The organism is Vibrio sp. V42_P2S4T144, assembly GCF_009904715.1.
Taxonomy (GTDB): Bacteria; Pseudomonadota; Gammaproteobacteria; order Enterobacterales; family Vibrionaceae; genus Vibrio; species Vibrio alginolyticus.
This window is the reverse complement of record NZ_WXWS01000107.1, coordinates 1-26,076: the sequence shown is the minus strand read 5'-3', so window position 1 is coordinate 26,076 and position 26,076 is coordinate 1. Positions and strand designations below refer to the sequence as shown.

The window sequence follows — 26,076 nt, the reverse complement described above, 5'->3', positions numbered from 1 at the left end:
AATAATGCGTTATTTTCCCATATCCAGACTCCGATGTAATTAGATAACATGACCAGATATGGCTTACGAGCACGTGTAATTACACTAACTCTCGCTCCCACTCTCATTATTGGTTTATTACTGAGCGGCTTTTTCTCATTTAACCGCTACCAAGACCTTGAGAAACAAGTTATCACCACTGGTAACAGCATTATTGAGCCGCTGGCGATTGCCAGTGAAACTCATCTACTATCAGAAAGCCGAGAGGCGGTACGTCGCTTGATAAGCTACGCGCACCGTAAAAACTCCAAACTGGTTCGTAGTATCGCGGTATTTGATGAACATCATGAGCTCTTTGTAACCTCTAACTTTCATCCTAATTTTGAAGCCTTGATGTTTCCCAAAGATAAACCGATCCCGCAACTGGGTAATTCGGAAATCTACGAAAACTCACTGATATTGCGTGTCCCCATTTTGTCAGAAGGTCACTACTTAGCGGAGTTGTCGAACGAAAGCCAAGGCACAAAAGCGATTGGTTACATCGCCGTCGAGTTAGATCTCTCCTCCTTGAGGCTGCAACAGTATCAAGAAGTCTTCTCTGCGTTTTTAGTTCTGGTTCTCGGTCTTGGCTTAGCAAGTGTGTTTGCTTCACGTCTAATGCACGATGTGACCCAACCTATCACCCACATGAAGAATGTCGTTGACCGCATTCGCCGCGGTCATCTGGATGTGCGTATCGAAGGCAAAATGCACGGGGAGTTAGACCAGCTAAAAAATGGCATCAACGCCATGGCGGTATCGTTATCAGAATATCACGTGGAGATGCAGCACAGTATAGACCAAGCCACGTCCGACTTACGTGAAACGCTTGAGCAGCTAGAAATTCAGAACGTTGAGCTGGATATCGCGAAGAAACGCGCGCAAGAAGCGGCCAGGGTTAAGTCAGAGTTCTTGGCAAACATGTCGCACGAGCTGCGTACTCCGCTCAATGGGGTGATTGGCTTTACTCGTCAAATGCTTAAAACGCAGCTTTCTAACAGCCAAACGGATTACCTACAGACGATTGAGAAATCGGCGAACAACCTGCTGAATATCATCAATGACATTCTCGACTTCTCGAAACTTGAAGCGGGTAAGCTGGCGCTGGAAAACATTCCTTTTGATTTCCGAGAAAGTTTAGAAGAGGTAATTAACCTACAAGCCACAAGTGCACATGAGAAAGGGTTAGAAATCACCCTAAAAGTGGACCCTAAAATTCCACCGGGTTTAGTTGGGGATCCACTACGTATTCAGCAAATTTTGACGAACTTAGTCGGTAACTCAATCAAGTTTACCGAGCGAGGCAACATTGATGTTAGCGTAGAAATGCGCTCTCAATCAGGAGACTCCGTCGAACTGCAATTCATGGTGCGTGATACCGGTATTGGTATCTCTGAGCGTCAGCAAGCGCAGTTGTTCCAAGCCTTTAGCCAAGCAGATGCAAGTATTTCACGTCGTTACGGCGGTACTGGCCTTGGTCTGGTCATCACTCAGAAACTGGTGAGCCAGATGGGCGGCGAAATCAGTTTAACCAGCCGTCTACACCAAGGTTCAACCTTCTGGTTTACGGTGCGCTTGCACTCAACCGAGATGCCAATGAGCGAACTGATTGAAGTGGAACTTCTGACTGGGAAGCAGTTACTGCTGATTGAACCAAACATGCAAGCCGCATCCGTAACCCAACAGATTCTGAGTCAGGAGGGTATTTTAGTAACATACCGCTCTTCGCTACCAAACAACGAAGAACAATATGATTATGTATTGTTGAATTTAGCGGCCAACCAGACTCACGATGCGGAAGTTATTACACCTTGGATAGAACAAGCGAAACGTATGGCTCCGAGTGTTCTTCTAGGGACACCGAGTACCGAATTGGCGCTTGCGGACCAAATAATGACAGAGCATCACGTCCAGTGCCTGACGAAGCCATTGTCTCGCCGTAAGTTGCTACAAAGCCTGATTAGCGAACATGTAGAATCGCCACCTGTATTAAGCGCTCCAATTACGCCAAGCGAAGGGGACCGTTTACCTCTGACTGTACTAGCAGTGGATGACAACCCTGCAAACTTGAAGCTGATCTCTGCACTGCTCCGCGAACGAGTAGAAACCGTCACCGCCTGTAGCAATGGCCAGCAAGCGGTGAACCTGGCGACAGAGAAAAAGTACGATTTAATCTTTATGGATATCCAAATGCCACAAATGGATGGGGTGACCGCTTGTAAGCACATTAAAGAGTTGGAGTTAAATAAAGACACGCCAGTGATTGCTGTAACGGCGCATGCCATGGCAGGGGAACGAGACCGCTTGCTCTCAGCAGGAATGGATGACTACTTGACCAAACCTATTGAAGAGCATGTGCTGCAACAGGTTTTGGTTCACTGGAACCCAAATGCTTGTACAGAGAGCATTGGCAAAGTCGCCCCTTCATACGTTGATGAACCTGAAGGAAGCGCACCACAACCCGTTTCTTCGCCTCAGCAGGATGTGATTATTGATTGGCAAGCAGCCTTAAAACAGAGCGCGAATAAAGAGGATCTCGCTAAAGACATGCTGCGCATGTTGATTGAGTTCATCCCTGAAGTAGAAGCAGTCGTTGACCAAGCTCTGGAGCAAGCAGATATCTCCCGTGATGACCTAATTCATGTCATCCATAAGCTGCACGGCAGTAGTTCATATTGTGGCGTTCCAAGACTGAAGTCACTCTGTGCGACGCTTGAGCAAGCACTGCGCTCAGGGGTCAGTCTTGAGGAAGTTGAGCCTGAAATGTTCGAGCTGCAAGATGAAATGATTAAAGTAACAACAACCGCAAAGTTATACCTTGAACAGTGATCTATTGAAGAGAAACAAAAGCCAGAGCAAATGCTCTGGCTTTTTAGTATTTTGTTTAAGACTTACAAGCTAGGATTCAAAAATAACCGTCGCCACAGCGTAATGACGCTCATCGGAAATGGACAGGTGAATGTGGTTAACGCCCATCGCATCCGCTATTTGCTTGGCTGTGCCCGTCAATGCGAGCACTGGTTTTCCAAGCGCATCGTTCGAGATGGAAAAATCGTGAAACGTGACCCCTTTTGCTATCCCTGTTCCCAATGCTTTTGAGGCCGCTTCTTTGACTGCAAAGCGCTTAGCAAGATAACGGCCTTGCAGCTTAAGCTGTGAGAATTTGGCCATTTCTTCTTCTGAAAGAATCCGCTGAGCAAAAGGTTCACCACTACGAGCTAACGCTTTTTCAATACGCTCAATTTCTGCAATGTCGGTCCCTAACCCTATAATCGCCATCTAGATAGCCCTATGACTGGCGAGCCTCAATCATCAGTGCTTTCATGTCAGCAACCGCTTTATTTAAACCATCAAATACTGCGCGACCAATGATTGAGTGACCAATGTTGAGTTCGTAAATTTCTGGTAATGCAGCAATTGGTGCGACATTGTGATAAGTCAGGCCATGCCCGGCATTAACAATAATACCTAGATCATGTGCATAACTCGCACCAGCGGCAATCTTCTTCAGTTCAGCTTGCTGTTCGTCTTCTGTCGTCGCATCTGCATAGTGGCCAGTATGTAGCTCAATAAACGGAGCGCCACACTTTTTCGCAGCTTCAATCTGTTGACGGTCAGCATCAATAAATAGCGAAACTTTAATGCCTGCATCTGTCAGCTTTTTCGTCGCAGCTTTAATTTTTTCTAGCTGCCCTACTACATCTAAGCCACCTTCCGTCGTCAGTTCTTCACGCTTTTCAGGCACTAAACACACAAACTCTGGTTTAGTTTGCAGCGCAATATCAACCATTTCGTCAGTCACTGCCATCTCTAGATTCATACGCGTTTGAATGGTTTCACGCAGAATACGTACATCACGATCCAAAATATGGCGACGGTCTTCACGTAAGTGGATAGTGATACCGTCCGCGCCTGCACGCTCAGCAATTTCAGCAGCGTGAACAGGATCTGGGTATTTTGTACCACGTGCATTACGTAGAGTGGCAATATGGTCGATATTGACGCCTAAATAAATTGAGCTCATTTTCCGTTACTCCGTGCTCTGGGGGTCTGAATGAAAAATTCACGACTTTTTAAAGGTTTGCCGCCAAGATACGGCTTTAAGGCTATACGTGTAAAGCGTTTTGCCGCTTTTAGCTGCTCTTTAGTGACGAACCGCCGCTCACTGATAGCAATCAGTTCATTCCCTAAAAACGTGAGGTTATCGCGCCTAACCGAAGCAATAAACCCTTTCTGTTCCCGGTAACGATAGGTCATTTCTGGATCGACGGGCTCGCCGGTACCTGCACAATGCAAAAAATCCACGCCATACCCCATCGCAGACAGCAAGGCTAACTCAAAACGACGCAGTGCAGGCTCAGGGTTCTCGTTGTGCGCCAACTCGGTTAACGCATGCAAATAATCATGAAATAGTGCTGGCATCGGCACTTCAGCCATCAAAATACGGCCAATCAGTTCATTGACGTACATGGCTGAGTAGAGATTAATGCCCGTTAACGGCAAACCTAGACTTATCGGCTCGGCTTGACGCAAAGTTTTCATTGAGCCTTTCCCCGACCATTTAAGTAATAGCGGGGTAAAAGGTTGCAATGCGCCTTTTAAGTTCGAACGCTTACTGCGCGCGCCTTTGGCCATTAAAGTCATTCGGCCATATTCCTCACTAAATACATCAAGGATTAAGCTCGATTCACTGTAAGGGCGTCGGTGCAATACAAAACAGCGCTGTAAACCTTCGGAAGACAGATTACTCATCTAAGTCATTGTGCCTAAAAAGTGTGAAATAAAAAATAAGGAGCCGAGCGGCTCCTTATTTTAATCGATACTGATTTTTCATCGATGTTGGAGCGAAGCACCTTCGCAGCCAAGATTATAAATCGTCTATATAACCCAACGATCGCAACGCTCGTTCGTCGTCTGCCCAGCCAGATTTCACTTTTACCCAAGTTTCTAGGTAAACCTTACGACCGAACAATTCTTCCATATCTAAACGCGCTTCGCGACCAATGGTTTTAATCTTCTCGCCGCCTTTGCCAATCACCATTTTCTTCTGGCCATTACGCTCAACAAGAATCAAGGCATTGATGTGGAAACCGTCGGTTTCAGGGTTGTAATCAAAACGTTCAATCTCAACCGTTACTGAGTATGGCAGCTCTTCACCAGTAAAGCGCATCAGCTTTTCACGCACAATCTCAGACGCCATAAAACGCTGAGAACGGTCAGTCACGTATTCTTCTGGGAAGTGATGCGTTGCTTTAGGTAAGTGATTACGCACGTGCTTACGCAGTACGTCAATGTTCTTACCTTGCTTGGCAGAGATTGGCACAACATCCACGAAGTCCATCTTCTTAGACATCTCCGCCATGTGTAGCATCACGTCGTTACGATCTTGTACGTTGTCGACTTTGTTTACACAAAGCACAACTGGGAAGTTCGATTTTTGAAGTTTGGTCAGCACCATCTCATCGTCTTTAGTCCAATGCGTACCATCGACTAAGAAGAACACAAGGTTTACATCACTCAATGACGAGTTAGCTGCACGGTTCATCAAACGGTTGATCGCACGCTTTTCTTCAATGTGAAGTCCAGGCGTGTCGACGTAAATCGCTTGGTAATCGCCGTCCGTATCCACACCCATAATACGGTGGCGTGTCGTTTGCGGCTTACGAGAGGTGATCGAAATCTTCTGACCCAAAATCTTGTTCAAAAGTGTCGACTTACCTACGTTTGGACGACCAACAATAGCAATAAAGCCACAGTGTTGGTTTTCTGGCGAGCTTGGCTCACCTTGTGATGCGAAAAACGCATCGATATCGAATTCGTTATCAGCCATTTGTTAATTGCTCAAGTGCTGTTTCAGCAGCCGCTTGTTCTGCCTTGCGGCGGCTGGTGCCTTTACCGATTACAGGCTTATCCACACCTGCTACTTCGCACTCAACCGTGAACTCTTGGTTGTGCGCTTCACCTTTAATATTAGTCACTGTGTAGACAGGCAGCGGTTTTCTTCTGCCTTGTAGGAACTCTTGTAGGCGAGTTTTCGGATCTTTCTGTGAAACGCCTGGTTTGATGGCTTCAAGGCGTGACTGATACCAACTCAGTACAATGCCTCGCACAACTTCAAGATCACTATCTAGGTAAATTGCGCCAATAATGGCTTCAACCGCATCGGCTAAAATAGAGTCTCGGCGAAAACCGCCACTCTTCAATTCACCTGGACCTAATTTTAAATAATCTCCTAGATCGAATTCACGACCCAGTTCCGCCAATGTATGTCCGCGAACCAAAGTAGCACGCATGCGGCTCATGTCACCTTCGTTCACTTTTGGGAAACGATGGTACAGATCATCAGCGATGACAAAACTTAAAATTGAATCGCCCAGAAACTCAAGACGTTCATTGTGCTTACTGTTGGCGCTGCGGTGCGTCAGCGCCAAATTGATAAGCCCGGCATCTTGAAACTGGTAGCCGAGCTTTCTCTCTAGTTTATCAATTGGAGAATTCATACTCTCTCGATATTTGAATGGTTAGTGAATGCCACCGATGCGGTTAAAACGCACACCAGTTGGAATCCATGAAGGTAGAACACTATCTGCGCCACGATCAAACTCGAAGCTGATCCAGATCGCGACAGCTTTACCGACTAAGTTTGCTTCTGGAACAAAGCCCCAGTAACGGCTGTCAGCACTGTTGTCACGGTTATCACCCATCACAAAATACTGACCTTGTGGTACAACCCACTCTGTCGTGCCGCTACGTGGGAAATATTGCTCCACGCGGTTACGCACAAGAGGGTTAACCAAAATATTGTGCTCAACGTTACCCAATTTTTCATCCAGTTGGATCATTGGAATACCGTTCGAGCTAAACTGACTTTCTTCAACATTGCTCAGTTTAACTGGCTTACATGCCGATTCGCCTTGGCTTTGCACGCAAAGCTGCTTATCACTTGAATAACGCACGATATCACCAGGTAAACCAACTACACGCTTAATGTAGTCCACACTTGGTTGTGGTGGGTATTTGAATACCACGATATCACCACGCTCAGGCTTACCAGTTTCCACTAGCTGAGTACGCCATACTGGGTCTTTTAGACCGTACGCGTACTTCTCAACTAAAATGAAATCGCCAACCAGCAAGGTAGGCATCATTGAGCCTGATGGGATTTGAAATGGTTCGTAGATAAAAGAACGTAATACTAAAACGAACGCGATCACAGGGAAAATAGAGACGCTATTTTCAACCCACCAAGGCTGACGCTCAACTTTTTGCAAGGTCACTGCATCCAAACCATTAGACGTCTGAGCTTGAATCTCAGCCAGTTTTTCCTGACGCTTTTTCGCGAAAACCAGCTTTTCCAATAGCCAAACCACGCCAGTTACCAAAGTCGCAATAACCAACATCAGTGAGAATGTATTCGCCATTAAATTCCCTTATCTAAAAATACGAAAGTGAAAGAGCCGAAACCCTTTCACTTATTTTAATATCTAACGTCTTAAGACCGACAAGTGTGAGACAAAGTTCAACTTTAGTCTTTACCTACGTGAAGGATGGCTAGGAACGCTTCTTGAGGCAGCTCAACGTTACCGATCTGCTTCATGCGTTTCTTACCTTCTTTCTGTTTCTTCAGAAGTTTCTTCTTACGACTTACGTCACCACCGTAACATTTCGCGATAACGTTCTTACGCAACTGTTTTACCGTTGAACGAGCGATAATGTGGTTACCAATTGCCGCTTGGATTGCGATATCAAACATTTGGCGAGGGATGAATTCTTTCATCTTCTCTACCAACTGACGACCGCGAGTCTGAGACTGATCTTTGTGTGTGATCATCGCCAATGCATCAACAGTGTCACCGTTAAGAAGAACGTCTACACGTACCATGTTCGAAGCTTCAAAACGCTGGAAGTTGTAATCCAAAGATGCGTAACCGCGTGATGTTGATTTCAGACGATCGAAGAAATCCAGTACCACTTCAGCCATTGGAATATCGTAAGTCACAGCGACTTGGTTACCGTGGTAAACCATATCAACTTGACTGCCTCGCTTTTCAACACACAGGGTGATTACGTTACCGAGGTACTCTGAAGGCACAAGGATATTACAACGTGCAATCGGTTCACGAATTTCTTCAATATCATTGATCGCTGGTAGTTTTGCTGGGCTATCAACATACAGCAGATCGCCATCCGTCTTCTCAACTTCGTAAACTACCGTTGGTGCTGTGGTGATAAGATCCAAGTCGTATTCACGCTCTAGACGCTCTTGGATGATTTCCATGTGCAACATGCCAAGGAAACCACAACGGAAACCAAAGCCAAGTGCCGCAGAGTTTTCTGGCTCGTAGAATAGCGATGCGTCGTTAAGGCTTAGTTTGCCTAGTGCGTCACGGAAGTTCTCGTAATCGTCAGAAGATACAGGGAACAGACCTGCGTAAACCTGAGGTTTAACTTTCTTAAAGCCTGGTAGCGGTTTATCACAACCATTCTTCGCTAGAGTCAGCGTATCACCAACAGGGGCACCAAGAATGTCTTTGATGCCACAAACAACCCAACCTACTTCACCAGTACGAAGGGTATCGGTATCTACTTGTTTTGGCGTAAAGATACCAAGGCGGTCTACACCCCAAACTTGGCCCGTACTCATCACTTTGATCTTATCGTTCTTCTTCAGTTCGCCGTTTTTAATACGCACTAGAGAAACAACGCCAAGGTAGTTATCAAACCATGAGTCAATGATCAGCGCTTGTAGTGGCGCATCTGGATCACCTTCAGGTGCTGGAATCGCTGACACAATGTTCTCTAGAACGTCGTCAACACCGATGCCTGTCTTCGCAGAACAGCGAGTTGCTTCCATTGCATCGATACCAACGATTTCTTCAATTTCTTCCGCTACACGCTCAGGATCAGCTGCAGGTAGGTCAATCTTGTTTAAGATTGGCACAACCTCTAGATCCATTTCGATCGCGGTGTAACAGTTAGCCAGTGTTTGAGCTTCAACACCTTGACCCGCATCCACAACCAATAGCGCACCTTCACAAGCCGCTAGAGAACGTGATACTTCATATGCAAAGTCAACGTGCCCCGGAGTATCGATGAAGTTCAGCTGATACGTCTCACCGTCTTTAGCGGTGTAGTTTAGCGTCACACTCTGAGATTTGATGGTGATGCCACGCTCACGTTCAAGATCCATAGAATCCAGAACCTGTGCGGCCATTTCACGATCGGTTAACCCGCCACAAACTTGGATTAGACGGTCTGATAGGGTCGACTTACCATGGTCGATGTGGGCGATAATCGAAAAGTTACGAATGTGCTTCATAGATTTAGGGTGACTAACTCTTTACAAATAGGGACAGTAAGAAACGCCATCTACTGACGGCATTTCAATCAAGTTGGCAGATTCTACCGAATTTCGTTAACGGGCGCACGTAATTTAAAGTACATACCCAAATAACCTTTAGTGGAGGGGGACAACACTTACTGGATTGGCTCTCCAAGTACCCGAACGAGGGTAACTTGGCGCTTGGATTCATCTTCTAACGGACGAGAAACACGTTTTGCGATCCACATTCCACCAGCGGCAAACAATACCGAAGCCAATATGATGATGCCTTCCCCGCCGGCTGTCAGCGGCGCTAATAGGAAGTGACCAAACATCGCACCGATAATCAAACCAAACAATGGCAGTAAATAAACCGCCATTGCTGATTTTATTAGGCTCGACTCAGGAAAACCAATCTCGACGACTTGACCTATTTTCACCGATTTATCCGTGCGCAGGTGCCAAGATAAACTCTTGTTACCAATGGCTTTAGTAACAACGCCCGTTCCGCAGCTTTTCTGTGAAGAGCAACTACTGCAACTGGTCTGCTGTTCGCAACTTAAATCAATTTCGAATTGCTTGCCGCGACGATGCACGTCTGTCACGGTAGCCAACGCGGTCATCATTGTTATTTACTCTTTGTTACATTAAATGTGACAGATTGGGCTATACGCTGTGCTGTGGTCGGTGGAATGTCTCCTACAACAGAGATTTCATGTTGACCGCTCACAAAACTGTGTAGCGTTCTTCTGCCTTGGCGAACCAACTGCCCTTTTAACGAATGCTCATCTTTGTTTGCTACGTAAACAGAGAAGCTAAACAGACCATCAGAATACAGCTGGCTCTCCACCATTTGATTAGTAACGGCCATTCGATAGCGGTTGAGCTCGTTCGGCTCGAAACCCTCAGGGATCCAACCAACCTGCCAATTACTGGTCCCAATATCGCCTTTTGGCATGGTGAGAACAGCAGGTAATTGAACATCTTGCAGGCCACTCATTAACTCTGCGATTTTTGGGTTTACCGTGTAAGAAATAGTGCGATATTGTTCAAGCATCTCACCATCGCGGTCCACAAGGTCGGCACGTAACGGCAATTTACTCTTCTCATCGATCCATAGTACGTATGAATAGCGCAGACCGTCTTTAGGAACAATACGCAGCACTTGTGTTGCCACACCAGCTTCACGAGCTCTACCCACTTTTACATAGTCGTAATACAAGTTTAGCTCATCGATATTGGTGTTGAGCATAGGCATCGTCGGAGCGACCATTTTACCTGACTCGATGGTGAACGGTTCTAAACCCGTTTCGATGTAACTTACTTCAGTTCCGCGACGAATCACTTCACGCACGGGGCCACTTAAGTAGACAAGATGAGCATATTGATCGTCACCATGCGTGGCATGACGATACAGCAACGGCTCAATGCTGTTCTTTTTGATAAGGATATAAGAGAGTTCGTAACTTAAATTCTTACTCGCCTCGCTCATTTGATGCAATAAAGCCTCCGCTGGCTTATCACCAGCAAAGGCTTGAGAAGACATCATACTGAACAGAGCGCAAGCGCTGATCAGAAATTTTTTCATTCAATATCCGGATTCAGATTTGCATCTTGTTGAGATGCATCACTGTTAATTCGTAACTGCAATTCGTAGTCTCGCAGCATAGCATGAACACGCTTGCGCTGCTCTTGCATATTTGCCTCGCCTACAGAACGTTCTACAGACTCACGAGTCAAACTCACTGGTTCTGCGCTGCCAGCAAACGGAACCGTCTGCAATACAGGTAATTGATCTGTTTGCGGCGACATTGAATCGCTACCACCGTACTGCTGTACACCTAAAATAACAACAAGCGATACACATGCAGCAACAGCAACTTGACCAAACTGCGTCAACCAACCTGGCAATTGACGTTTTGCTTTTTGCGGTTCTGGTTGCGACTCTTTTGGCGTATCCGCAATTGAGATAACATTTGCACTGTGCGAATCAAACGCACGGTGTGCAGGTTCATCTTCTAACGCTAACGCCACGCTTTCAGCAATATTCCACTCAGGTTTTGCTGGCGCTTCGCCTCGCATCACATCACCAATCAGGTGATAGTTCTGCCAAGCATCACGGCTCTCTTGGTCTTGCTCTAACTCTTGAATTAAAGCCTTATCGACCAATTCTCCATCCATGAGAGCTGAAAGTTTTTCTTTGTCAGCCATTATTTTCACCATAGTTATTACTTGTACTAGCGTTGCAAAAGAGGTCTGATTTTCTTTTCCACCGCCTCACGAGCACGGAAGATACGCGATCGTACCGTTCCTACCGGGCAATCCATCACTTCTGCAATTTCTTCATAACTCAAGCCATCGAGCTCTCGTAATGTCATTGCGGTTTTTAAATCTTCAGGTAAAGCTTCGATTGCACTGAACACCACCCGTTGCAATTCTTTGGACAACGTTAAGTTCTCAGGGTTCGATATTTCTTTAAGTGCACTACCTGTTTCGTAAAATTCAGCATCTTCAGCATCGACATCTGTCGCTGGAGGTCTACGCCCTTGAGCAACAATGTGATTTTTCGCAGTATTCACTGCAATGCGATACAGCCACGTATAAAACGCACTTTCCCCACGAAAGCTAGGGATAGCTCGGTAAGCTTTAATAAACGCTTCTTGTGCTACATCTGGTACATCGCCAGGATTACTAACGTATCTGGAAATAAGATTACATACCTTATTCTGGTACTTTGTTACCAACAGGTTGAATGCTTGCTTATCGCCATTCTGAACTCGCTCAATCAATACTTGATCGGTCAGCTGCTCGTTCATTCGAGCGGATACTCCTATTTGTTATGCCCCTACTCTTCTCAGATATGGGTACTAATTATGCAAAACGTAGTATTGACACCACTGCTTACTTGAGCACTATTGTGACCCTAACGTGAATGAGAAAGTTCCATGGTTTCTCAAGTTTTTTGTCATTGTTTTTTCACAGTGTGATGTCTGTACCCAAATGACCACCGCTGCCTGACTTTAGTCTAAGTTTGACAAGCGAGCATCTTGGAGGGAAATGGGTATAATGAATGATCTCTGTCCCAGATTGTGCTGGGTCGAGCATGGAAAAGCAATGGCATTGACAAACTATTACTTTTCATTTGCATGGCTAATGGCTATCTGAACACCGCGTTACAAATTATAACTTAGGAAGCATGCTCATGCTCTGCATGAAAAAGAAGAGTGGCTCAGTCACCGCAGTAACACGGACGTCGATAGGTCTCCCAACTTAGCCCTTAGCGACAGATGTCGCGATAATGGAATGCACATGGTGTGCAAATAATACACAAGGTAACTTTGTTACCTTAGCTTGGGATTATAAAAGTTATATGAACACAAATCGTGAACATGAGTGTGATGTATTAGTGGTAGGGAGTGGCGCGGCAGGTTTGTCGTTGGCTTTGCGCGTTGCTAACCACTGTAAGGTGATGGTGCTGAGTAAAGGACCACGCAGCGAAGGGGCGACCTACTATGCTCAAGGCGGTATCGCTGCCGTATTTGATGAGTCAGACACCATTGATTCACACGTTGAAGACACGCAAATCGCCGGGGATGGTATTTGCGATGAGGAGACCGTAAGGTTCATTGCTGAGCATTCAAAAGAGTGTGTACAGTGGTTGATTGACGGTGGTGTCCCATTTGATCGTGAAGAAGATGACTCTGACGATGAACCTCGCTACCACTTAACTCGTGAAGGTGGTCATAGCCGTCGTCGTATTCTTCACGCGGCAGATGCGACAGGTATGGCGATGCAAACCTCCCTGCAAGATAACGCTCATAACCATCCAAACATTCATGTTCTCGAACGTCACAATGCTCTGGACTTAATCACCGAAGACAAAATTGGCGGTGATAAAAACAAAGTTATCGGTGCTTATATTTGGAACCGCAACGAAGAGCATGTCGAAACCGTGCGAGCCAAATTTGTGGTTCTCGCTACAGGTGGTGCTTCAAAGGTTTATCAATACACCTCTAACCCAGATGTGTCGTCTGGTGATGGTATTGCGATTGCTTGGCGTGCAGGGTGTCGTGTGGCTAATATGGAATTTAACCAGTTCCATCCGACGTGTTTATATCACCCAGAAGCACGTAACTTCTTGCTAACTGAAGCGTTACGTGGCGAAGGTGCTTACCTGCGTCGTCCAGATGGTTCTCGCTTTATGCCAGATTTCGATGAACGTAAAGAGCTTGCTCCGCGTGACGTCGTGGCTCGTGCTATCGACTTCGAAATGAAGCGTTTAGGTGCCGACTGTATGTATCTCGACATCAGCCATAAGCCTGCTGACTTTATTACGAAACACTTCCCAACCATTTATTCACGTTTGATGGACTTGGGCATTGACATGACTAAAGAGCCAATCCCAATCGTACCTGCTGCACACTACACTTGTGGCGGTGTCATGGTGGATAGAAATGGCTGCACCGATCTGAAAAATTTGTATGCGATTGGTGAAGTTAGCTACACCGGGCTGCATGGTGCTAACCGCATGGCATCAAACTCACTTCTCGAATGCGTGGTTTATGCTTGGTCTGCGGCAAAAGATATTCTAAAACATCACACTAACGTTGAGCTACCTTCACAGGTGCCATGTTGGGATGAAAGCAAAGTAACCAATAGTGATGAAGAAGTGATCATTCAGCACAACTGGCACGAGCTTCGTCTGTTTATGTGGGACTACATGGGCATTGTGCGAACTGACAAGCGTTTAGAGCGCGCCTTACGCCGTATCCAACTGTTGCAACAAGAAACACACGAGTACTACAGCAATTTTCGAGTGTCGAACAACTTATTAGAACTGCGTAACCTTTTACAAGTAGCAGAGTTGATGGTTCGTTGTGCGATGCAGCGTAAAGAGAGTCGAGGTTTGCACTACACGCTTGATTATCCGAACCAACTGGAAAACAGCGGACCAACGATTTTGGTTCCAGCTAAACAGCTTTAACTCTACCAAGTAAACTATTACATCAGCAGGGAGCATTAGCTCCCTGTTTCATTTCCCATTGGCGTAATACCAAAGATAGTTGACGATACTGCTCATCGTCACAGCTATCACGCCAAATCGTAACACTACGGCCAGATTGCAATTGGAATGTTATCTTGAATGGTGATGCCGATGTATCGACTCGCTGTAAATGACCCTTTTCGGACTCAATATCTTCCGAGTATTCGCCATACTCAAGGGCATCAAACCTAACCGAGCCATCGCAGTGCACATACCAATGCCCATGACTTGTAGGTTGAACAAGGCCTTGGCTTGAGAGAGCCTTAACAATCAGTAATAACAAATAAGTCGATAATACGAGCGGAATGCTAGAGAAGATAACAGCCCAAGTCATCAATAAGAAAAGTACAACATTGAGGACTCGGGCAGTCAGAGAGGGAGAAGCAGTAAAATTAACGAACTTTGCTGAGGTTATGGGCGACAATTTTATCAACCATTGCTGCATGACCTAAATTTTCGCTACGGCCATGCCCCATTACCCAAGTAAACAGATCAGGATCATCGCATTCAAGTAAAGAAACAAAGTCACGCTGCTCTTGTTCACTCAGAGTATCAAAGCACTCTTCAAAAAACGGCATAATTACTACGTCAAGCTCAAGCATGCCTCGACGACAAGCCCATTTAATACGCGCTTTTTCTTCCGGAGTGTACATTCACTATTCCTTCATAGATGTCTTGTTGTTAGTGCGGAGTGTAACAAGGGATGTGCTACGTCACTAGTGTGCGGGTCACAATACGATAGTGAAAGCAGACAAATGTTGATTCGTAAATCGCTCCCCTAGTATCTCAAGGTTATTTGGGTATAACATAGCGGAAAAATATCTTCAAAAGGCATTGTAATTATGGAATGGCAAACTCGTTTTTCAGCATTACCTCTCTCAACTCAAGACGCACTTCCAGAGTTATCTATCTCACTGCTGGATAACTTCGGCATGATCACCATGATCGGTGATGATAAAAAATCATACTTACAAGGTCAGGTTACCTGCGATGTTGTTTCTTTAGAACAAGACCAATCAACACTGGGCGCACATTGTGATGCAAAAGGCAAAGTGTGGAGCGTGTTCCGGCTTTTCCATCATCATGATGGCTACGGCATGATCCAACCAAAATCGGCGATTGACGTAGAACTTAGTGAAATAAAGAAATACGCCATTTTCTCTAAAGTAACGATTGAAGCTTCTGATGACGTTATCTTAGGTGTTGCTGGCGTCAAAGCCGACGAATTCATTTCAACAATGAGCAAGACAACTGGCAGCGTTCGCCCAGTTGACGGTGGCACAGCAGTGCAAGTTGCACAAGATCGTTGGTTACTGATATTAAGTGCACCAAAAGCACAGCAAATCGTTGAAACTACCGACGCTGTCTTTACGACAAATGAGCTTTGGAATCGTTTCGATATTGAGGCAGGTTTACCATTTGTCTCTGCATCCGCGCAGAATGCTCACATTCCACAAGCACTCAACGTGCAAGCTTTAGGAGGCATAAGCTTCACAAAGGGCTGCTACACGGGACAAGAAACGGTAGCACGAGCGAAGTATCGCGGTACCAATAAACGTGCGATGTATATCGTAAAAGGTGCAACTTCTGCTCCATTTAGTGACGAACCAATTGAGCTCGAACGCAGCGTAGGTGAAAACTGGCGTTCAGTAGGTGCTTTATTAAACTACTACCAGTTCAGTGACAATCACGCGATTGGCCTGATCGTACTGCCTAATAATCTCGATGAAGACACTCGTCTTCGTTTAGTTGCGCAACCAGAATGTGAATGGACAATCGAATCACTGCCTTACAGTCTTGATGATGAGTAATACAATCAATACTCCTTTGATGCAATTTCTCACAGACCAACACATTCCGTTTCGTCTGTTACCGCATCAAAGACCAGCAACCACCATTGAGGATGCCGCGCACCAACGCGGCATTCGCCCTTCTCAAATGGTGAAAGCAATCTTGCTACGAGACATGGGTAATCAATATGCACTCGCCTGTGCACCAGGTGATCGTAGCGTTGATCCCAAAAAAGTGCGCTCGTTACTGAAATGTCGCCGGATGACTTGTGTTGATCAAGCCGATGTTGAGTCCATCACTGGTTACAAAGTTGGTACTGTCACTCCTCTGTTACTCAAACGTCATATGCCAATCGTGTTCGACCCCAGCTTACTAGAAGAACAGGAAGTCACGATCAGCAGTGGCGATCGAATGGCTGGGCTGGCGCTTTCTATTCAAGATCTTATCCAATTGTGCCAGCCGACCGTAGCTGAGATCTGTCGTTAATCGTCTAAAAACAATGTAATGACACGTAGTGTTTCTATCACTGCGTGATCTCGCTCATATCTACAAAAATAGACATGAGAATTTTTAATCACATATAAAACATAAATAGTCACAAAGATAAAACTCGTATATGCTGAATTTGTTGGTTAAGTTTCAAACAAGCACTTAACCGATATAAAGTGAGTCAGCTAGCTGAGTGACAGCATTCATGCAGTTAGTTATCCACTTTTGTGTAATGCATCTGTGACTATTCGCCCGCTGAAGCGGGCTTTTTTTTACGTGGAACTTTTTCTCTTTCATTTCCTCTAATCGTTAGAACGTAAAGTGTGTTACGCGAAGCACGACCTTAATAGAAACAACTAGCAAACAACCGTTTTCGTTCTATTCTTAATTCTGTAACAAAACTATTGCTTAATGCGTCACGTAAAAAGGAGTGTATTGGCGTAAGGGTTCCTTTAGAGAGGTTATTTTTGGGGTAATCCTCACGCTATTTAAGAGATGACACTGTCAAATTGTCTAAGACAACACAATTCTCTGACGCAACACCCTACATCTGTATTTAATACTATTGCTGTCACAATAATTTTCGCGTCCAGAACGTAGAATACCTAGGCTAGGTTAGATAAAAGGAAAGTAAATATGAGACTGTTTAAGCGCTATACACCAAGTATGATTGCTAAACATATAAGTCGTCTTTTTAAAGGAAGAATTTATATTTACGGGGTCGGTAGATTCGAGTTTGATAACGGTAAGTTAATACTGCCGGAGAAAGCAGAGCAACGCCATTTCCGAGCGGTCAAAGAGATCAATCAAGAAATAATGAAACTCCGATGCGCATATGCTTAGCAAAATGTTGATAAAACAAAGGCTGGATTAACCAGCCTTTTGTGTATTTGAAGTTCGCTTTGCACTTACTGACGCGCCAGATCCGGCAAGTGTCCCTTTAAACCAAGCGCGCGCTTCATGATCTCATCTTTCGCTCCCGGCAGTTGCCCCGCTAAACTCAAGCCAATGCCACGAACAAGCTTCTTAGCAGGGTTCTCGCCAGAGAACAAATCTCGAAACCCTTGCATAGTAGCGATCATCTTTGCCGCTTCCGCTTTTCGCCAACGCTCGTAGCTTCTTAGGTTGCGTTTACTGCCGATATCTTGACCCTGCTTCCAAAGTGCTAATACTTCTTGAGCAAGACTGGCCGCATCTAATAAACCTAAATTCACACCCTGCCCCGCTAATGGGTGAATGGTATGGGCCGCATCACCAACCAGCGCGACTCGCTCGACAACAAAATCTCGCGCATAGCGCATTTTCAAAGGAAACGCAGCACGCTCTCCCACTACTTCACATAGACCAAGTCGAGCATCAAACTCACTCGTCAACGTTTTATTGAAATCATGTTCACTCATTGCCACTAACTGCTCTGCTCGATTTGGCTCCGTGGACCAAACAATAGAGCACATATCTGGTTGCGACATTGGCAAAAATGCCAACGGTCCGTGAGGAGTAAATATCTGGCGCGCAATGCTGTTGTGTGGCATAGCAGTTTTGACATTCGCGACCAAAGCATGATGACCATAGTCCCAATGCGTTAATGGAATATCCATTTGATGGCGAAGCCACGAATTCGCCCCATCGGCTCCGACCACTAATTTAGCGGTCATGGCTTGGCCATTATCGAGCGTCAGCCAGCTTTCTTGCTCACCGACCGCGAGAGTCGCGCAACGTGCAGGCATAAACATAGTGACGTTATCGAGCTTTTGGACTTGTTCAAGCAGTGCAAGTTGAATCACACGATTCTCAACAATATGCCCTAAATCAGGTTGTGCCATACTTTGTGCATTAAATTCAATGCTGGCAAAGCTATCTTGTTCCCATACTTCCATGCCATGGTAAGGCGAAGCTCGGCGCTGTTCTATGCCCTGCCAAGCACCAAGTTTACGCAAAATCGTCTCACTAGAGCGGCTCAGCGCAGACACACGAACATCGGGCAATTCTTTCAACGAATCATCTGGCACTTTACCTTCAATAACGGCGACACGCAGATCACTGTCTTTGAACGCGGCAGCAAGTGCCAACCCAACCATCCCTCCGCCGATGATGGCGATATCTACACTTTGCATCATTGCTTTTTATTACCTAATTCAGTGCGGCCGTTCATCGTTTTACCAAGCCAAGTGTATGGCGTAGTAGCGGCTGCTTAAAAATAGAAAGGTTATCCATCGCTGCTAAGGCAGTATTTCGGCCAATTCGCATCGCGGGTAAATCATTTGAAAAAACATGCACCAAGGCACTGGTTAGCCAAATAGTTTCGCTTCGATCTGCTTCTCTACGTTGACTAAAGCGCATCAGGCCTTGATAAAGACCCACATCCTCACTTTGCTGCACAATTTCTTCTGCTAGTGAGACTACATCGCGAATACCGAGATTAAAGCCTTGTCCAGCTATCGGGTGCAGCGTTTGCGCCGCATTTCCAACAATCGCAAAGCGATGTGAAATATTTTGCTTTCGATGGCGAAGAAGCAATGGGTAACTTGCACGGCGCCCCACTTTTTTCATCGCGCCTAAACGCCAACCAAAATCGTTCTGTAAACGCTGGAGAAATGCTTGATCAGATAACTCAAGAACGGCTTGGGCTTCTTCAGGGTGCAAACACCAAACTAAGGACATTCGATTGTCACTCATTGGCAATAAAGCAACAGGGCCATTTTCAGTAAAACGTTCAAAGGCTCTACCTTGATGAGGTTCTTGAGTCACAATATTGGCAATGACAGCCACTTGTTCAAAATCTTGCTCAGAAAGTTCTAGACCAATTTTCTGACAACAGGTCGAAACAGCACCATCTGCAGCCACCAGCAGTTTTGCTTCAAGTTGCTCACCACTTTTCAACGTCACATGGGTACAGTTTTGCTCGCGCTCGATATCGGTAACGGAGTCAGGACAAAACAGCGTAATTGATTCGCTGCTGTCTAATAATTCTTGATATACACGCCCAACATCGGCTAATTCTACAACATACCCTAGAGCTTCAACCCCAACCTCTTGCTTGGTAATCTCCGTCATCCCAGCATGAGAACGGTCAGAAACGTGGATATGTTCAATGGGTGTGACAAACGGTTCTACTGACGTCCAGAGCTGTAGTTGACGCAACAGATTGACAGTACCGTAAGACAATGCGATTGAGCGAGAGTCAAAACCAGGGTGCATATCTGATTGTGCTTTAAAAGGCTCAACGACGGCAATGCGGAGCTTTCCCTGAGACAAATGGTCAATCGCCAATGCTAACGTTGCACCAGCCATGGCACCACCAGCAATGACTACATCATATTGCTTCATACTAACCTCTGGACGGTCTACGATTAGTGAATAGTAGGTTTTTTGTCGCTGCTTTCAGGACGAACACCAAATTCAGCATGAATCGTTAGTACGCAAGCTTTGATGTGCTCAATCACTTGCTCTAGCAATTGCGCTTGTTCACCAAGATCGTCATCTTCATCAATGCCTAATTTGGCAATCTCTTCTAGATCAGCCAGTGCTTCTTTAGCGTCATCAGATGCTTTGTTAAGCGCAACGCCTGCTAGACCTAGCCCAGAAATAAAGTGGTTTACAAAGTCGGACACACTGTCGGCTAATGCGAATAAGCCTTCTTCGCCCGGCTCATCTGGCAATAGTAAAGACAGCTCCATTGATGTGCCAGTAAGCTCATTAACAGTAACGTTGAATATGCTCTGAGCAAAAGTGAGTGCTGTCGAGGGCCACCCCATCCCATCATTGGTGTAGTCAAAAAGAATCGGCTGCCAAGTTTGATCATTGATCGCCAATCCACCACTTAACATGCCAACAAATAAGCCATGTAACTCCGCCGGTGTCACAGCCAGGCTTGCCGATTGCAGTTCAGCAGCAATAGATTGGTATTCAGGAAGGGTGATTTCACTCATAACTTGGCTCATTCTTGCGTAATAATGTATTGGTATATCCTACCATCAAGGTTAGTGGTCTGAAACGGCTATCAAATTCAATTTTGGACAGCATTTGTTCAATTTGCCCAATTCCTGTGTGATCTCGTCATCATTTCTCTTTCTGTGATGGGAAATGCTTGAATCTTAATAGCGGTTTTCCTATAGTTTGCTCCTCGGTAGTTGTATGAAGCAACACCTTAGATAGCGCGAATATAGAGTTTATTCATCATGAGCAATCAAGCGATCGACGTTGAAATATTAGGCAAACTTACACGTGTGAATTGTCCGACAGGACAAGAAGAGTCTCTTGTTGCAGCGGCAAAAGATCTTGATCGCCGATTGAAAGAAATGAGCGAACGTACTAAGGTAACCAATGAAATCCAACTGCTGACCTTTGCTGCATTGAATATTTGCTATGAGTTGCACACCAAGTCATACGAATCCAATGGTCAACAGCAAGAAATTACTGAGCGAATGGAAAAGCTCACCGCGTCTTTAGAGAACGCACTAAGCAAAGTTACGCAAGGACAGCAGTAAATACAAAATTTACCCTGGGGTGTGCGTCAGCAGGATTTAAGTCCCTGAGCCGATAAGCAATACCTAAGGGTTAGTATTTGGTAACTATTGAGCAAGCTCGGCATGCACCGAGAAGCCTACGGTTGTCATTGCTGATCCGCCTTGAACCAGCTGGTTCAAGGGCCACAATCCTCAACGGCACCCTGGGGTATTCTCTCTATGTCAGACCTCTCTCGACAAGACTTCCGCAAACTGATTCGTGAAAAGCGCAACGCTCTGTGCAGTGATACACAATACCAAGCGGGAATCGACCTTATTACTCAATTTTCCCAACTTCCTGAAATCGAGCAGGCGCAACATATTGCCATCTACCTTTCTGCAGACGGTGAGCTTGATACTAAACCGCTCATTGAATGGTTATGGCAACAGGGAAAATCGGTTTATCTGCCCGTCATCCATCCCTTTTCTAAAGGTCAGTTACTGTTTCTTCAGTATATAAGTGATGAACAGCTCGTCTACAACAAGTACGGCATCTTAGAGCCCAAGCTCGATATCAGACACCTCAAACCCGTTCGCCAGCTTGATTTAATCTGCACACCTTTAGTTGGGTTCGACAGCATCGGGCACCGCTTAGGCATGGGCGGGGGGTACTACGATCGTACTCTGTCACGTTGGTTTATAACTGGAGAGGGAGCTAAACCTGTCGGTATCGCTCATGACTGCCAACATGTAGAACGCTTACCAATTGAAAGCTGGGATATTCCATTACCTAAGATCGTGACCCCAAGCCAAATATGGCAATGGGAAAGTGACAAGTAAGCCGCTATAATCACGCCCGCAAACGTTAACGAACATCTATTCAGGAGATTGGCATGACTCAAGATGAAATGAAAAAAGCGGCTGGTTGGGCAGCACTAAAATATGTTGAGAAAGGCAGCATTGTCGGTGTTGGTACTGGCTCTACCGTGAATCACTTCATCGATGCACTAGGCACTATCAAAGATGATATTAAAGGTGCAGTGTCTAGCTCTGTCGCTTCAACTGAGCGCCTTAAAGAGCTTGGTATTGAAGTATACGAGTGTAACGATGTAATGAAGCTGGATGTGTATGTTGATGGCGCAGATGAGATCAACCCAGCACGTGAAATGATCAAAGGCGGCGGCGCGGCTCTGACTCGTGAGAAAATTGTCGCAGCAATCTCTGATAAGTTCGTATGTATCGTTGACGGCACTAAAGCAGTTGACGTACTTGGCCAGTTCCCATTGCCTGTTGAAGTAATCCCAATGGCACGCTCTTACGTGGCTCGTGAATTGGTAAAACTAGGTGGTGATCCAGCTTACCGTGAAGGCGTTGTGACTGACAACGGCAACGTGATTCTGGATGTGCACAATATGCAAATTACCAACCCGAAAGAAATGGAAGACAAAATAAACGGCATCGCTGGTGTGGTGACTGTGGGTCTTTTCGCTCATCGTGGTGCAGACGTAGTGATCACTGGCACACCAGAAGGTGCAAAAATTGAAGAGTAAATAACAGCCCAAAATGAACCTATCTGGTTCACTTTTCTGTTATTTCATTACATACGGTGCTGAAAGGCACCGTTTTTTATTCCTTTCTATAAGAAAATTATCTCTTATTCCGTAATTTTCTTACCCAAAGCAATTTTTTTTTGTTACTTTATTGAACAGAAGACGCACAGGGAAACGTTTGTCTTCCTACAAAACTGTTAATTATCCCCTTTTTAATAGTTTTGCCCAATGTGCGCCACATTAGCCCACCTTTCCATTTTAAGGACGAGAAAAAATGGCCAAAGTTTCACTGGAAAAAGAAAAGATTAAGATCCTCTTGTTAGAGGGACTCCACCCTTCTTCAGTTGAAGTTCTTCAAGCAGCTGGTTATACCAACATTGAATACCATAAAGGTTCCCTTCCGGAAGAAGAACTAATTGAAGCGGTAAAAGACGTACACTTCATTGGTATCCGCTCCCGTACGAACCTATCCGAAGAGGTAATAAATGCGGCGAACAAGCTGGTTGCAATTGGCTGTTTTTGTATTGGTACTAACCAAGTAAACCTAGACGCAGCAGCAAAACGCGGTATTCCTGTCTTTAATGCACCATTCTCTAACACTCGAAGCGTGGCAGAGCTTGTACTTGGGCAAATCCTTTTACTAGTGCGTGGTATTCCTGAAAAGAATGCACTTGCACATCGCGGTATTTGGAAGAAAAGTGCAGACAACTCTTACGAAGCTCGTGGTAAGTGCCTTGGCATTATCGGATACGGTCACATTGGTACTCAGCTTGGTATTATTGCCGAAAACTTAGGTATGCGCGTTTACTACTACGATATTGAGAACAAACTGTCCCTTGGTAATGCGACGCAAGTACATACCATGAGTGAACTATTGAACAAATGTGATGTGATTTCTTTGCACGTTCCCGAAACACCGGAAACGAAAAACATGATGGGTGAAGCTGAATTTGCTCGAATGAAACCAGGTTCCATCTTTATCAACGCGGCACGTGGCACCGTTGTGGATATTCCTGCACTTTGCCATAGCTTAGAAGCTGGTCACCTTGCCGGCGCTGCAATTGATGTATTCCCAACTGAACCAAAAACGAATGCTGACCCGTTCGAGTCTCCTTTACAAAAATTCGATAACGTCATCCTCACTCCACACGTTGGTGGTTCAACACAAGAAGCACAAGAAAATATCGGCTTAGAAGTGGCGGGTAAACTGGCTAAGTACTCTGATAACGGATCGACACTTTCAAGCGTAAACTTCCCTGAAGTGTCATTACCAGAACACAGTGGTGAGTGCTCTCGTCTGCTTCATATCCACAAGAACCGTCCTGGTATCCTAACTCAGATCAACACCATCTTTGCTGAAGAAGGCATTAACATTGCCGCGCAGTACCTACAAACAGCCGCTGAAATAGGCTACGTAGTGATCGACGTTGAAACTGAACGCTCAGAAGAAGCTCTAACAAAGCTCAAAAACATTGAAGGCACAATCCGTGCTCGTATCCTGCATTAAACTGTGAAATAGAAATGACAAAGGCAGGGGTTGTAACTCCCTGCCTTTTGCTTTTTACTGTTTGCTAAGCCTTACTTTAGCTTATAAATGACATCGACTTGATCGCGAATGATCATGGTTGAATCTTGGTAGCTATTCGCTCCTTCTTTACTATCCATCGCCATTGAACGCATTAACACAGGCTGAACGTGCATCTGTCTGTAATTGATCTGCCATACATCGCCCAACTTTTTCTCAAAACCAGTCGCTAATGACCCTGCTTTTTCTCTTGCGTCCTTAATCGCAGCCATTCGTGCCTTTTGCTGATACTCGGCTTGGTTGCTTACCTTAAGTTGAATATTATCAACCTGATTAATTCCCGCTTCTAACGCCATATCTAGGTATTGGTTAAGGTTTTTCAGATCCGTCACCGTGACATCAATACTGCGAGATGCTCGATACCCAACAAGTTCTGCTTTTCCTGATTTAGGGTAATGGTACTGAGGAGCAAGGTATAAATTCGAGCTAGTAATATTGTCTTTTGATAAGCCGGCATCCGATAAGCTTTTTAGAAACTCTTCAACGGTTTTATCTACGGACAATTTCGCTTGTTCGGCCGTCATTGTCGTATCGACTACTTTTACAGAAAACGTAGCCATATCAGGTGTGGCCGTCACTTCGCCATACCCCGTTGTCGTAACATGAGCAAACTCTGGCGTATTCGCCAAAACTGAAGCACTGGTAAGGCTGAGTGCTGAAGCCAGCAAAAATGAATACAATTTCATTCAATAAATCCATCCATACAAAATTAAGTACTTAATCTCAGATTCCAACATCACTATCATGGCTGAGAAAGCGTGTGGTTTCATAATAGAAACTTCCGCCGATTATCCAAGCACCCATAGTGACTTCTAACACAACTTTGACTATGTAACATTGGCGTAATTTTTAAACAAAACACACTTAAGTTAACGATATGCAGCTCTGACAAACTTATTGAGGTAGATGCTGCTGCGCATACCCCACTATCGCGTGTGAGATTTCTTGTAATACCCCAGTTTCTAACTGCCAGTGGTGCCAATAAATCCGATGGGACATTAAAAAACCTGGAGTCACATCAACCAACACACCTCTGTCTAATTCGTCGGTAATTTGCAAGCGGGGGATCAAGCAATAAGCAACACCAGCTAACGCCACTTTTAGAAACGCTTCAGAACTACTGATGTTGTGATGAATAACGCTGTCAGGATTGACGTTAAAATGCTCGGTAAGAAATGTTTTATGTAGATCATCATATTGGTCATATGAAACGGCCGGTGCTTTTGCCAATGTCTGATTATTTACGCCTTTAGAAAAATAACGCTGATAGAACTCTGGGCTCGCGACACAAACATAATCGATGCGACCTAAATAGTCTGCTCTGCATCCGGGGATTGGCTGGGACTCCAAGCTGATCGCTCCTGTCACTTCGCCACTTTTGAGTTTTTCAATAGAGCGGTATTCACCATAGATAGTCAGTTTTAGTTCAACTTGACGCTGCTTCATAACATTTTGCAGCGCTGGCAGTAGCCATGTTGCAAGGCTATCTGCATTAGTCGCTAAAGAGAGTTGCACAGGTCGCGTACTGGTATCATTTTTTAATTCGGGGAGAATTTCATGCTCTAGCAAGCGTACTCGCCGATAAAGACCCAACAATTTTTTACCAATTAGCGTTGGCTTAGGTGGCTGGCTTCGAATTAAAACAGGCTGCGCGAGAAACTTCTCTAACTGCTTGATACGTTGAGAAATGGCGGATTGAGAAACAAATAAATGCTCGGCAGCACGCTCAAAGCTACCCTGATAAACTATAGCGTCTAATGCCTCAATCCATTTGTAATCTAACCCTCGCATACCTTTCCTCTCACTCTTGATCAAACGCCTCCCGTTAAATT

At 45.2% G+C, this 26,076-nt stretch carries 27 protein-coding genes and 1 other RNA gene; 10 read left to right on the top strand and 18 right to left on the bottom strand.

All coding sequences use genetic code 11. The features are described from left to right. Positions 1 to 48: 48 nt before the first annotated feature. Positions 49 to 2,847 carry a two-component sensor histidine kinase BarA gene (barA, locus tag CAG68_RS03565; RefSeq protein ID WP_086047040.1) on the top strand — a complete coding sequence of 933 codons (2,799 nt, stop codon included), beginning with the start codon at positions 49 to 51 and terminating at the stop codon, positions 2,845 to 2,847. A gap of 69 nt (positions 2,848 to 2,916) precedes the next feature. Here barA and acpS read toward each other — a convergent pair whose 3' ends face one another. The 11 genes from acpS to rpoE form a co-directional block, all read right to left on the bottom strand. Next, complete coding sequence (acpS, locus tag CAG68_RS03560) at positions 2,917 to 3,297, bottom strand: holo-ACP synthase (RefSeq protein ID WP_012841407.1); 381 nt, start codon at positions 3,295 to 3,297, stop codon at positions 2,917 to 2,919. Between the two features lie 10 nt (positions 3,298 to 3,307). After that, a complete protein-coding gene (gene pdxJ, locus CAG68_RS03555) occupies positions 3,308 to 4,042 on the bottom strand; it encodes a pyridoxine 5'-phosphate synthase (RefSeq protein WP_053304135.1) in 735 nt (244 codons plus the stop codon). Then, the gene (gene recO / locus CAG68_RS03550; RefSeq protein WP_005384578.1) at positions 4,039 to 4,770 is read right to left on the bottom strand and encodes a DNA repair protein RecO; all 732 of its coding nucleotides are present in this window, start codon (positions 4,768 to 4,770) and stop codon (positions 4,039 to 4,041) included. Before recO ends, pdxJ begins: the two co-directional genes overlap by 4 nt. Before the next feature lie 115 nt (positions 4,771 to 4,885). Continuing rightward, positions 4,886 to 5,848 (bottom strand): GTPase Era, encoded by a 963-nt coding sequence (gene era / locus CAG68_RS03545; protein ID WP_005380931.1) that lies wholly within the window; start codon positions 5,846 to 5,848, stop codon positions 4,886 to 4,888. After that, positions 5,841 to 6,518 carry a ribonuclease III gene (gene rnc / locus CAG68_RS03540; protein WP_005380932.1) on the bottom strand — a complete coding sequence of 226 codons (678 nt, stop codon included), beginning with the start codon at positions 6,516 to 6,518 and terminating at the stop codon, positions 5,841 to 5,843. Before rnc ends, era begins: the two co-directional genes overlap by 8 nt. A 21-nt stretch (positions 6,519 to 6,539) precedes the next feature. After that, on the bottom strand, positions 6,540 to 7,439 hold the full coding sequence (lepB, locus tag CAG68_RS03535) for a signal peptidase I (RefSeq protein WP_005380933.1): 900 nt from the start codon (positions 7,437 to 7,439) through the stop codon (positions 6,540 to 6,542). Between the two features lie 104 nt (positions 7,440 to 7,543). Next, positions 7,544 to 9,337 carry a translation elongation factor 4 gene (lepA, locus tag CAG68_RS03530; RefSeq protein ID WP_005380934.1) on the bottom strand — a complete coding sequence of 598 codons (1,794 nt, stop codon included), beginning with the start codon at positions 9,335 to 9,337 and terminating at the stop codon, positions 7,544 to 7,546. A gap of 158 nt (positions 9,338 to 9,495) precedes the next feature. Then, complete coding sequence (locus CAG68_RS03525) at positions 9,496 to 9,966, bottom strand: SoxR reducing system RseC family protein (RefSeq protein WP_005380936.1); 471 nt, start codon at positions 9,964 to 9,966, stop codon at positions 9,496 to 9,498. 2 nt (positions 9,967 to 9,968) lie between these two features. Beyond that, the gene (gene rseB, locus CAG68_RS03520; protein WP_005380941.1) at positions 9,969 to 10,928 is read right to left on the bottom strand and encodes a sigma-E factor regulatory protein RseB; all 960 of its coding nucleotides are present in this window, start codon (positions 10,926 to 10,928) and stop codon (positions 9,969 to 9,971) included. Continuing rightward, the gene (locus tag CAG68_RS03515) at positions 10,925 to 11,551 is read right to left on the bottom strand and encodes a sigma-E factor negative regulatory protein (RefSeq protein ID WP_005380944.1); all 627 of its coding nucleotides are present in this window, start codon (positions 11,549 to 11,551) and stop codon (positions 10,925 to 10,927) included. The genes rseB and CAG68_RS03515 overlap by 4 nt, the downstream gene beginning before the upstream one ends. Before the next feature lie 26 nt (positions 11,552 to 11,577). Continuing rightward, entirely contained in the window at positions 11,578 to 12,156 is a 579-nt protein-coding gene (gene rpoE, locus CAG68_RS03510) for an RNA polymerase sigma factor RpoE (RefSeq protein ID WP_005380946.1), read from the bottom strand. A gap of 554 nt (positions 12,157 to 12,710) precedes the next feature. Here rpoE and nadB point away from each other — a divergent pair. Further along, positions 12,711 to 14,324: an L-aspartate oxidase gene (gene nadB / locus CAG68_RS03505; protein ID WP_005380947.1), complete on the top strand. Its 1,614-nt coding sequence runs from the start codon at positions 12,711 to 12,713 to the stop codon at positions 14,322 to 14,324. A 22-nt stretch (positions 14,325 to 14,346) separates the two neighbouring features. On the opposite strand, the gene CAG68_RS03500 is transcribed toward nadB, so the two are convergent. Further along, a complete protein-coding gene (locus CAG68_RS03500) occupies positions 14,347 to 14,808 on the bottom strand; it encodes a protein YgfX (RefSeq protein WP_230623489.1) in 462 nt (153 codons plus the stop codon). Beyond that, positions 14,777 to 15,037, bottom strand: a complete 261-nt coding sequence (locus CAG68_RS03495) for an FAD assembly factor SdhE (protein WP_005380951.1) — start codon at positions 15,035 to 15,037, stop codon at positions 14,777 to 14,779. The genes CAG68_RS03500 and CAG68_RS03495 overlap by 32 nt, the downstream gene beginning before the upstream one ends. Positions 15,038 to 15,226: 189 nt before the next feature. On the opposite strand from CAG68_RS03495, the gene ygfZ reads away from it, so the two are divergent. The 3 genes from ygfZ to CAG68_RS03480 all read left to right on the top strand — a co-directional run bounded on the left by ygfZ (position 15,227) and on the right by CAG68_RS03480 (position 17,507). Beyond that, on the top strand, positions 15,227 to 16,195 hold the full coding sequence (gene ygfZ / locus CAG68_RS03490; RefSeq protein ID WP_053304136.1) for a tRNA-modifying protein YgfZ: 969 nt from the start codon (positions 15,227 to 15,229) through the stop codon (positions 16,193 to 16,195). After that, complete coding sequence (locus CAG68_RS03485; protein WP_053306796.1) at positions 16,188 to 16,661, top strand: aminoacyl-tRNA deacylase; 474 nt, start codon at positions 16,188 to 16,190, stop codon at positions 16,659 to 16,661. The genes ygfZ and CAG68_RS03485 overlap by 8 nt, the downstream gene beginning before the upstream one ends. A gap of 639 nt (positions 16,662 to 17,300) precedes the next feature. Next, positions 17,301 to 17,507: a DUF1107 domain-containing protein gene (locus CAG68_RS03480; protein ID WP_005380970.1), complete on the top strand. Its 207-nt coding sequence runs from the start codon at positions 17,301 to 17,303 to the stop codon at positions 17,505 to 17,507. Positions 17,508 to 17,572: 65 nt separating this feature from the next. On the opposite strand, the gene CAG68_RS03475 is transcribed toward CAG68_RS03480, so the two are convergent. The 3 genes from CAG68_RS03475 to CAG68_RS03465 are packed head-to-tail and all read right to left on the bottom strand — an operon-like array spanning position 17,573 to position 20,593. After that, positions 17,573 to 18,781: an FAD-dependent 2-octaprenylphenol hydroxylase gene (locus tag CAG68_RS03475; protein ID WP_086047042.1), complete on the bottom strand. Its 1,209-nt coding sequence runs from the start codon at positions 18,779 to 18,781 to the stop codon at positions 17,573 to 17,575. A gap of 31 nt (positions 18,782 to 18,812) precedes the next feature. After that, a complete protein-coding gene (gene ubiH / locus CAG68_RS03470; protein WP_005380974.1) occupies positions 18,813 to 19,991 on the bottom strand; it encodes a 2-octaprenyl-6-methoxyphenyl hydroxylase in 1,179 nt (392 codons plus the stop codon). Positions 19,992 to 20,014: 23 nt separating this feature from the next. Further along, a complete protein-coding gene (locus CAG68_RS03465; protein WP_005380976.1) occupies positions 20,015 to 20,593 on the bottom strand; it encodes a YecA/YgfB family protein in 579 nt (192 codons plus the stop codon). 249 nt (positions 20,594 to 20,842) lie between these two features. Between CAG68_RS03465 and CAG68_RS03460 the strand changes: the two genes are divergently transcribed. The 5 genes from CAG68_RS03460 to serA all read left to right on the top strand — a co-directional run bounded on the left by CAG68_RS03460 (position 20,843) and on the right by serA (position 24,166). Further along, a complete protein-coding gene (locus tag CAG68_RS03460) occupies positions 20,843 to 21,151 on the top strand; it encodes a cell division protein ZapA (RefSeq protein WP_005384553.1) in 309 nt (102 codons plus the stop codon). A gap of 8 nt (positions 21,152 to 21,159) precedes the next feature. Then, positions 21,160 to 21,344: non-coding RNA, 6S RNA (gene ssrS / locus CAG68_RS03455), on the top strand. Positions 21,345 to 21,349: 5 nt separating this feature from the next. Further along, on the top strand, positions 21,350 to 21,949 hold the full coding sequence (locus tag CAG68_RS03450) for a 5-formyltetrahydrofolate cyclo-ligase (protein ID WP_025768838.1): 600 nt from the start codon (positions 21,350 to 21,352) through the stop codon (positions 21,947 to 21,949). Between the two features lie 53 nt (positions 21,950 to 22,002). Beyond that, the gene (gene rpiA, locus CAG68_RS03445) at positions 22,003 to 22,659 is read left to right on the top strand and encodes a ribose-5-phosphate isomerase RpiA (RefSeq protein ID WP_005380982.1); all 657 of its coding nucleotides are present in this window, start codon (positions 22,003 to 22,005) and stop codon (positions 22,657 to 22,659) included. A 274-nt stretch (positions 22,660 to 22,933) separates the two neighbouring features. Continuing rightward, complete coding sequence (gene serA, locus CAG68_RS03440) at positions 22,934 to 24,166, top strand: phosphoglycerate dehydrogenase (RefSeq protein ID WP_005384551.1); 1,233 nt, start codon at positions 22,934 to 22,936, stop codon at positions 24,164 to 24,166. A 71-nt stretch (positions 24,167 to 24,237) separates the two neighbouring features. Here the strand turns inward: serA and CAG68_RS03435 are convergent, their stop codons facing one another. Both CAG68_RS03435 and CAG68_RS03430 read right to left on the bottom strand, forming a co-directional pair. Continuing rightward, positions 24,238 to 24,930, bottom strand: a complete 693-nt coding sequence (locus tag CAG68_RS03435; protein WP_005384550.1) for an oxidative stress defense protein — start codon at positions 24,928 to 24,930, stop codon at positions 24,238 to 24,240. Positions 24,931 to 25,138: 208 nt separating this feature from the next. Continuing rightward, on the bottom strand, positions 25,139 to 26,035 hold the full coding sequence (locus tag CAG68_RS03430; protein ID WP_025768836.1) for a LysR family transcriptional regulator ArgP: 897 nt from the start codon (positions 26,033 to 26,035) through the stop codon (positions 25,139 to 25,141). Positions 26,036 to 26,076: the final 41 nt, after the last annotated feature.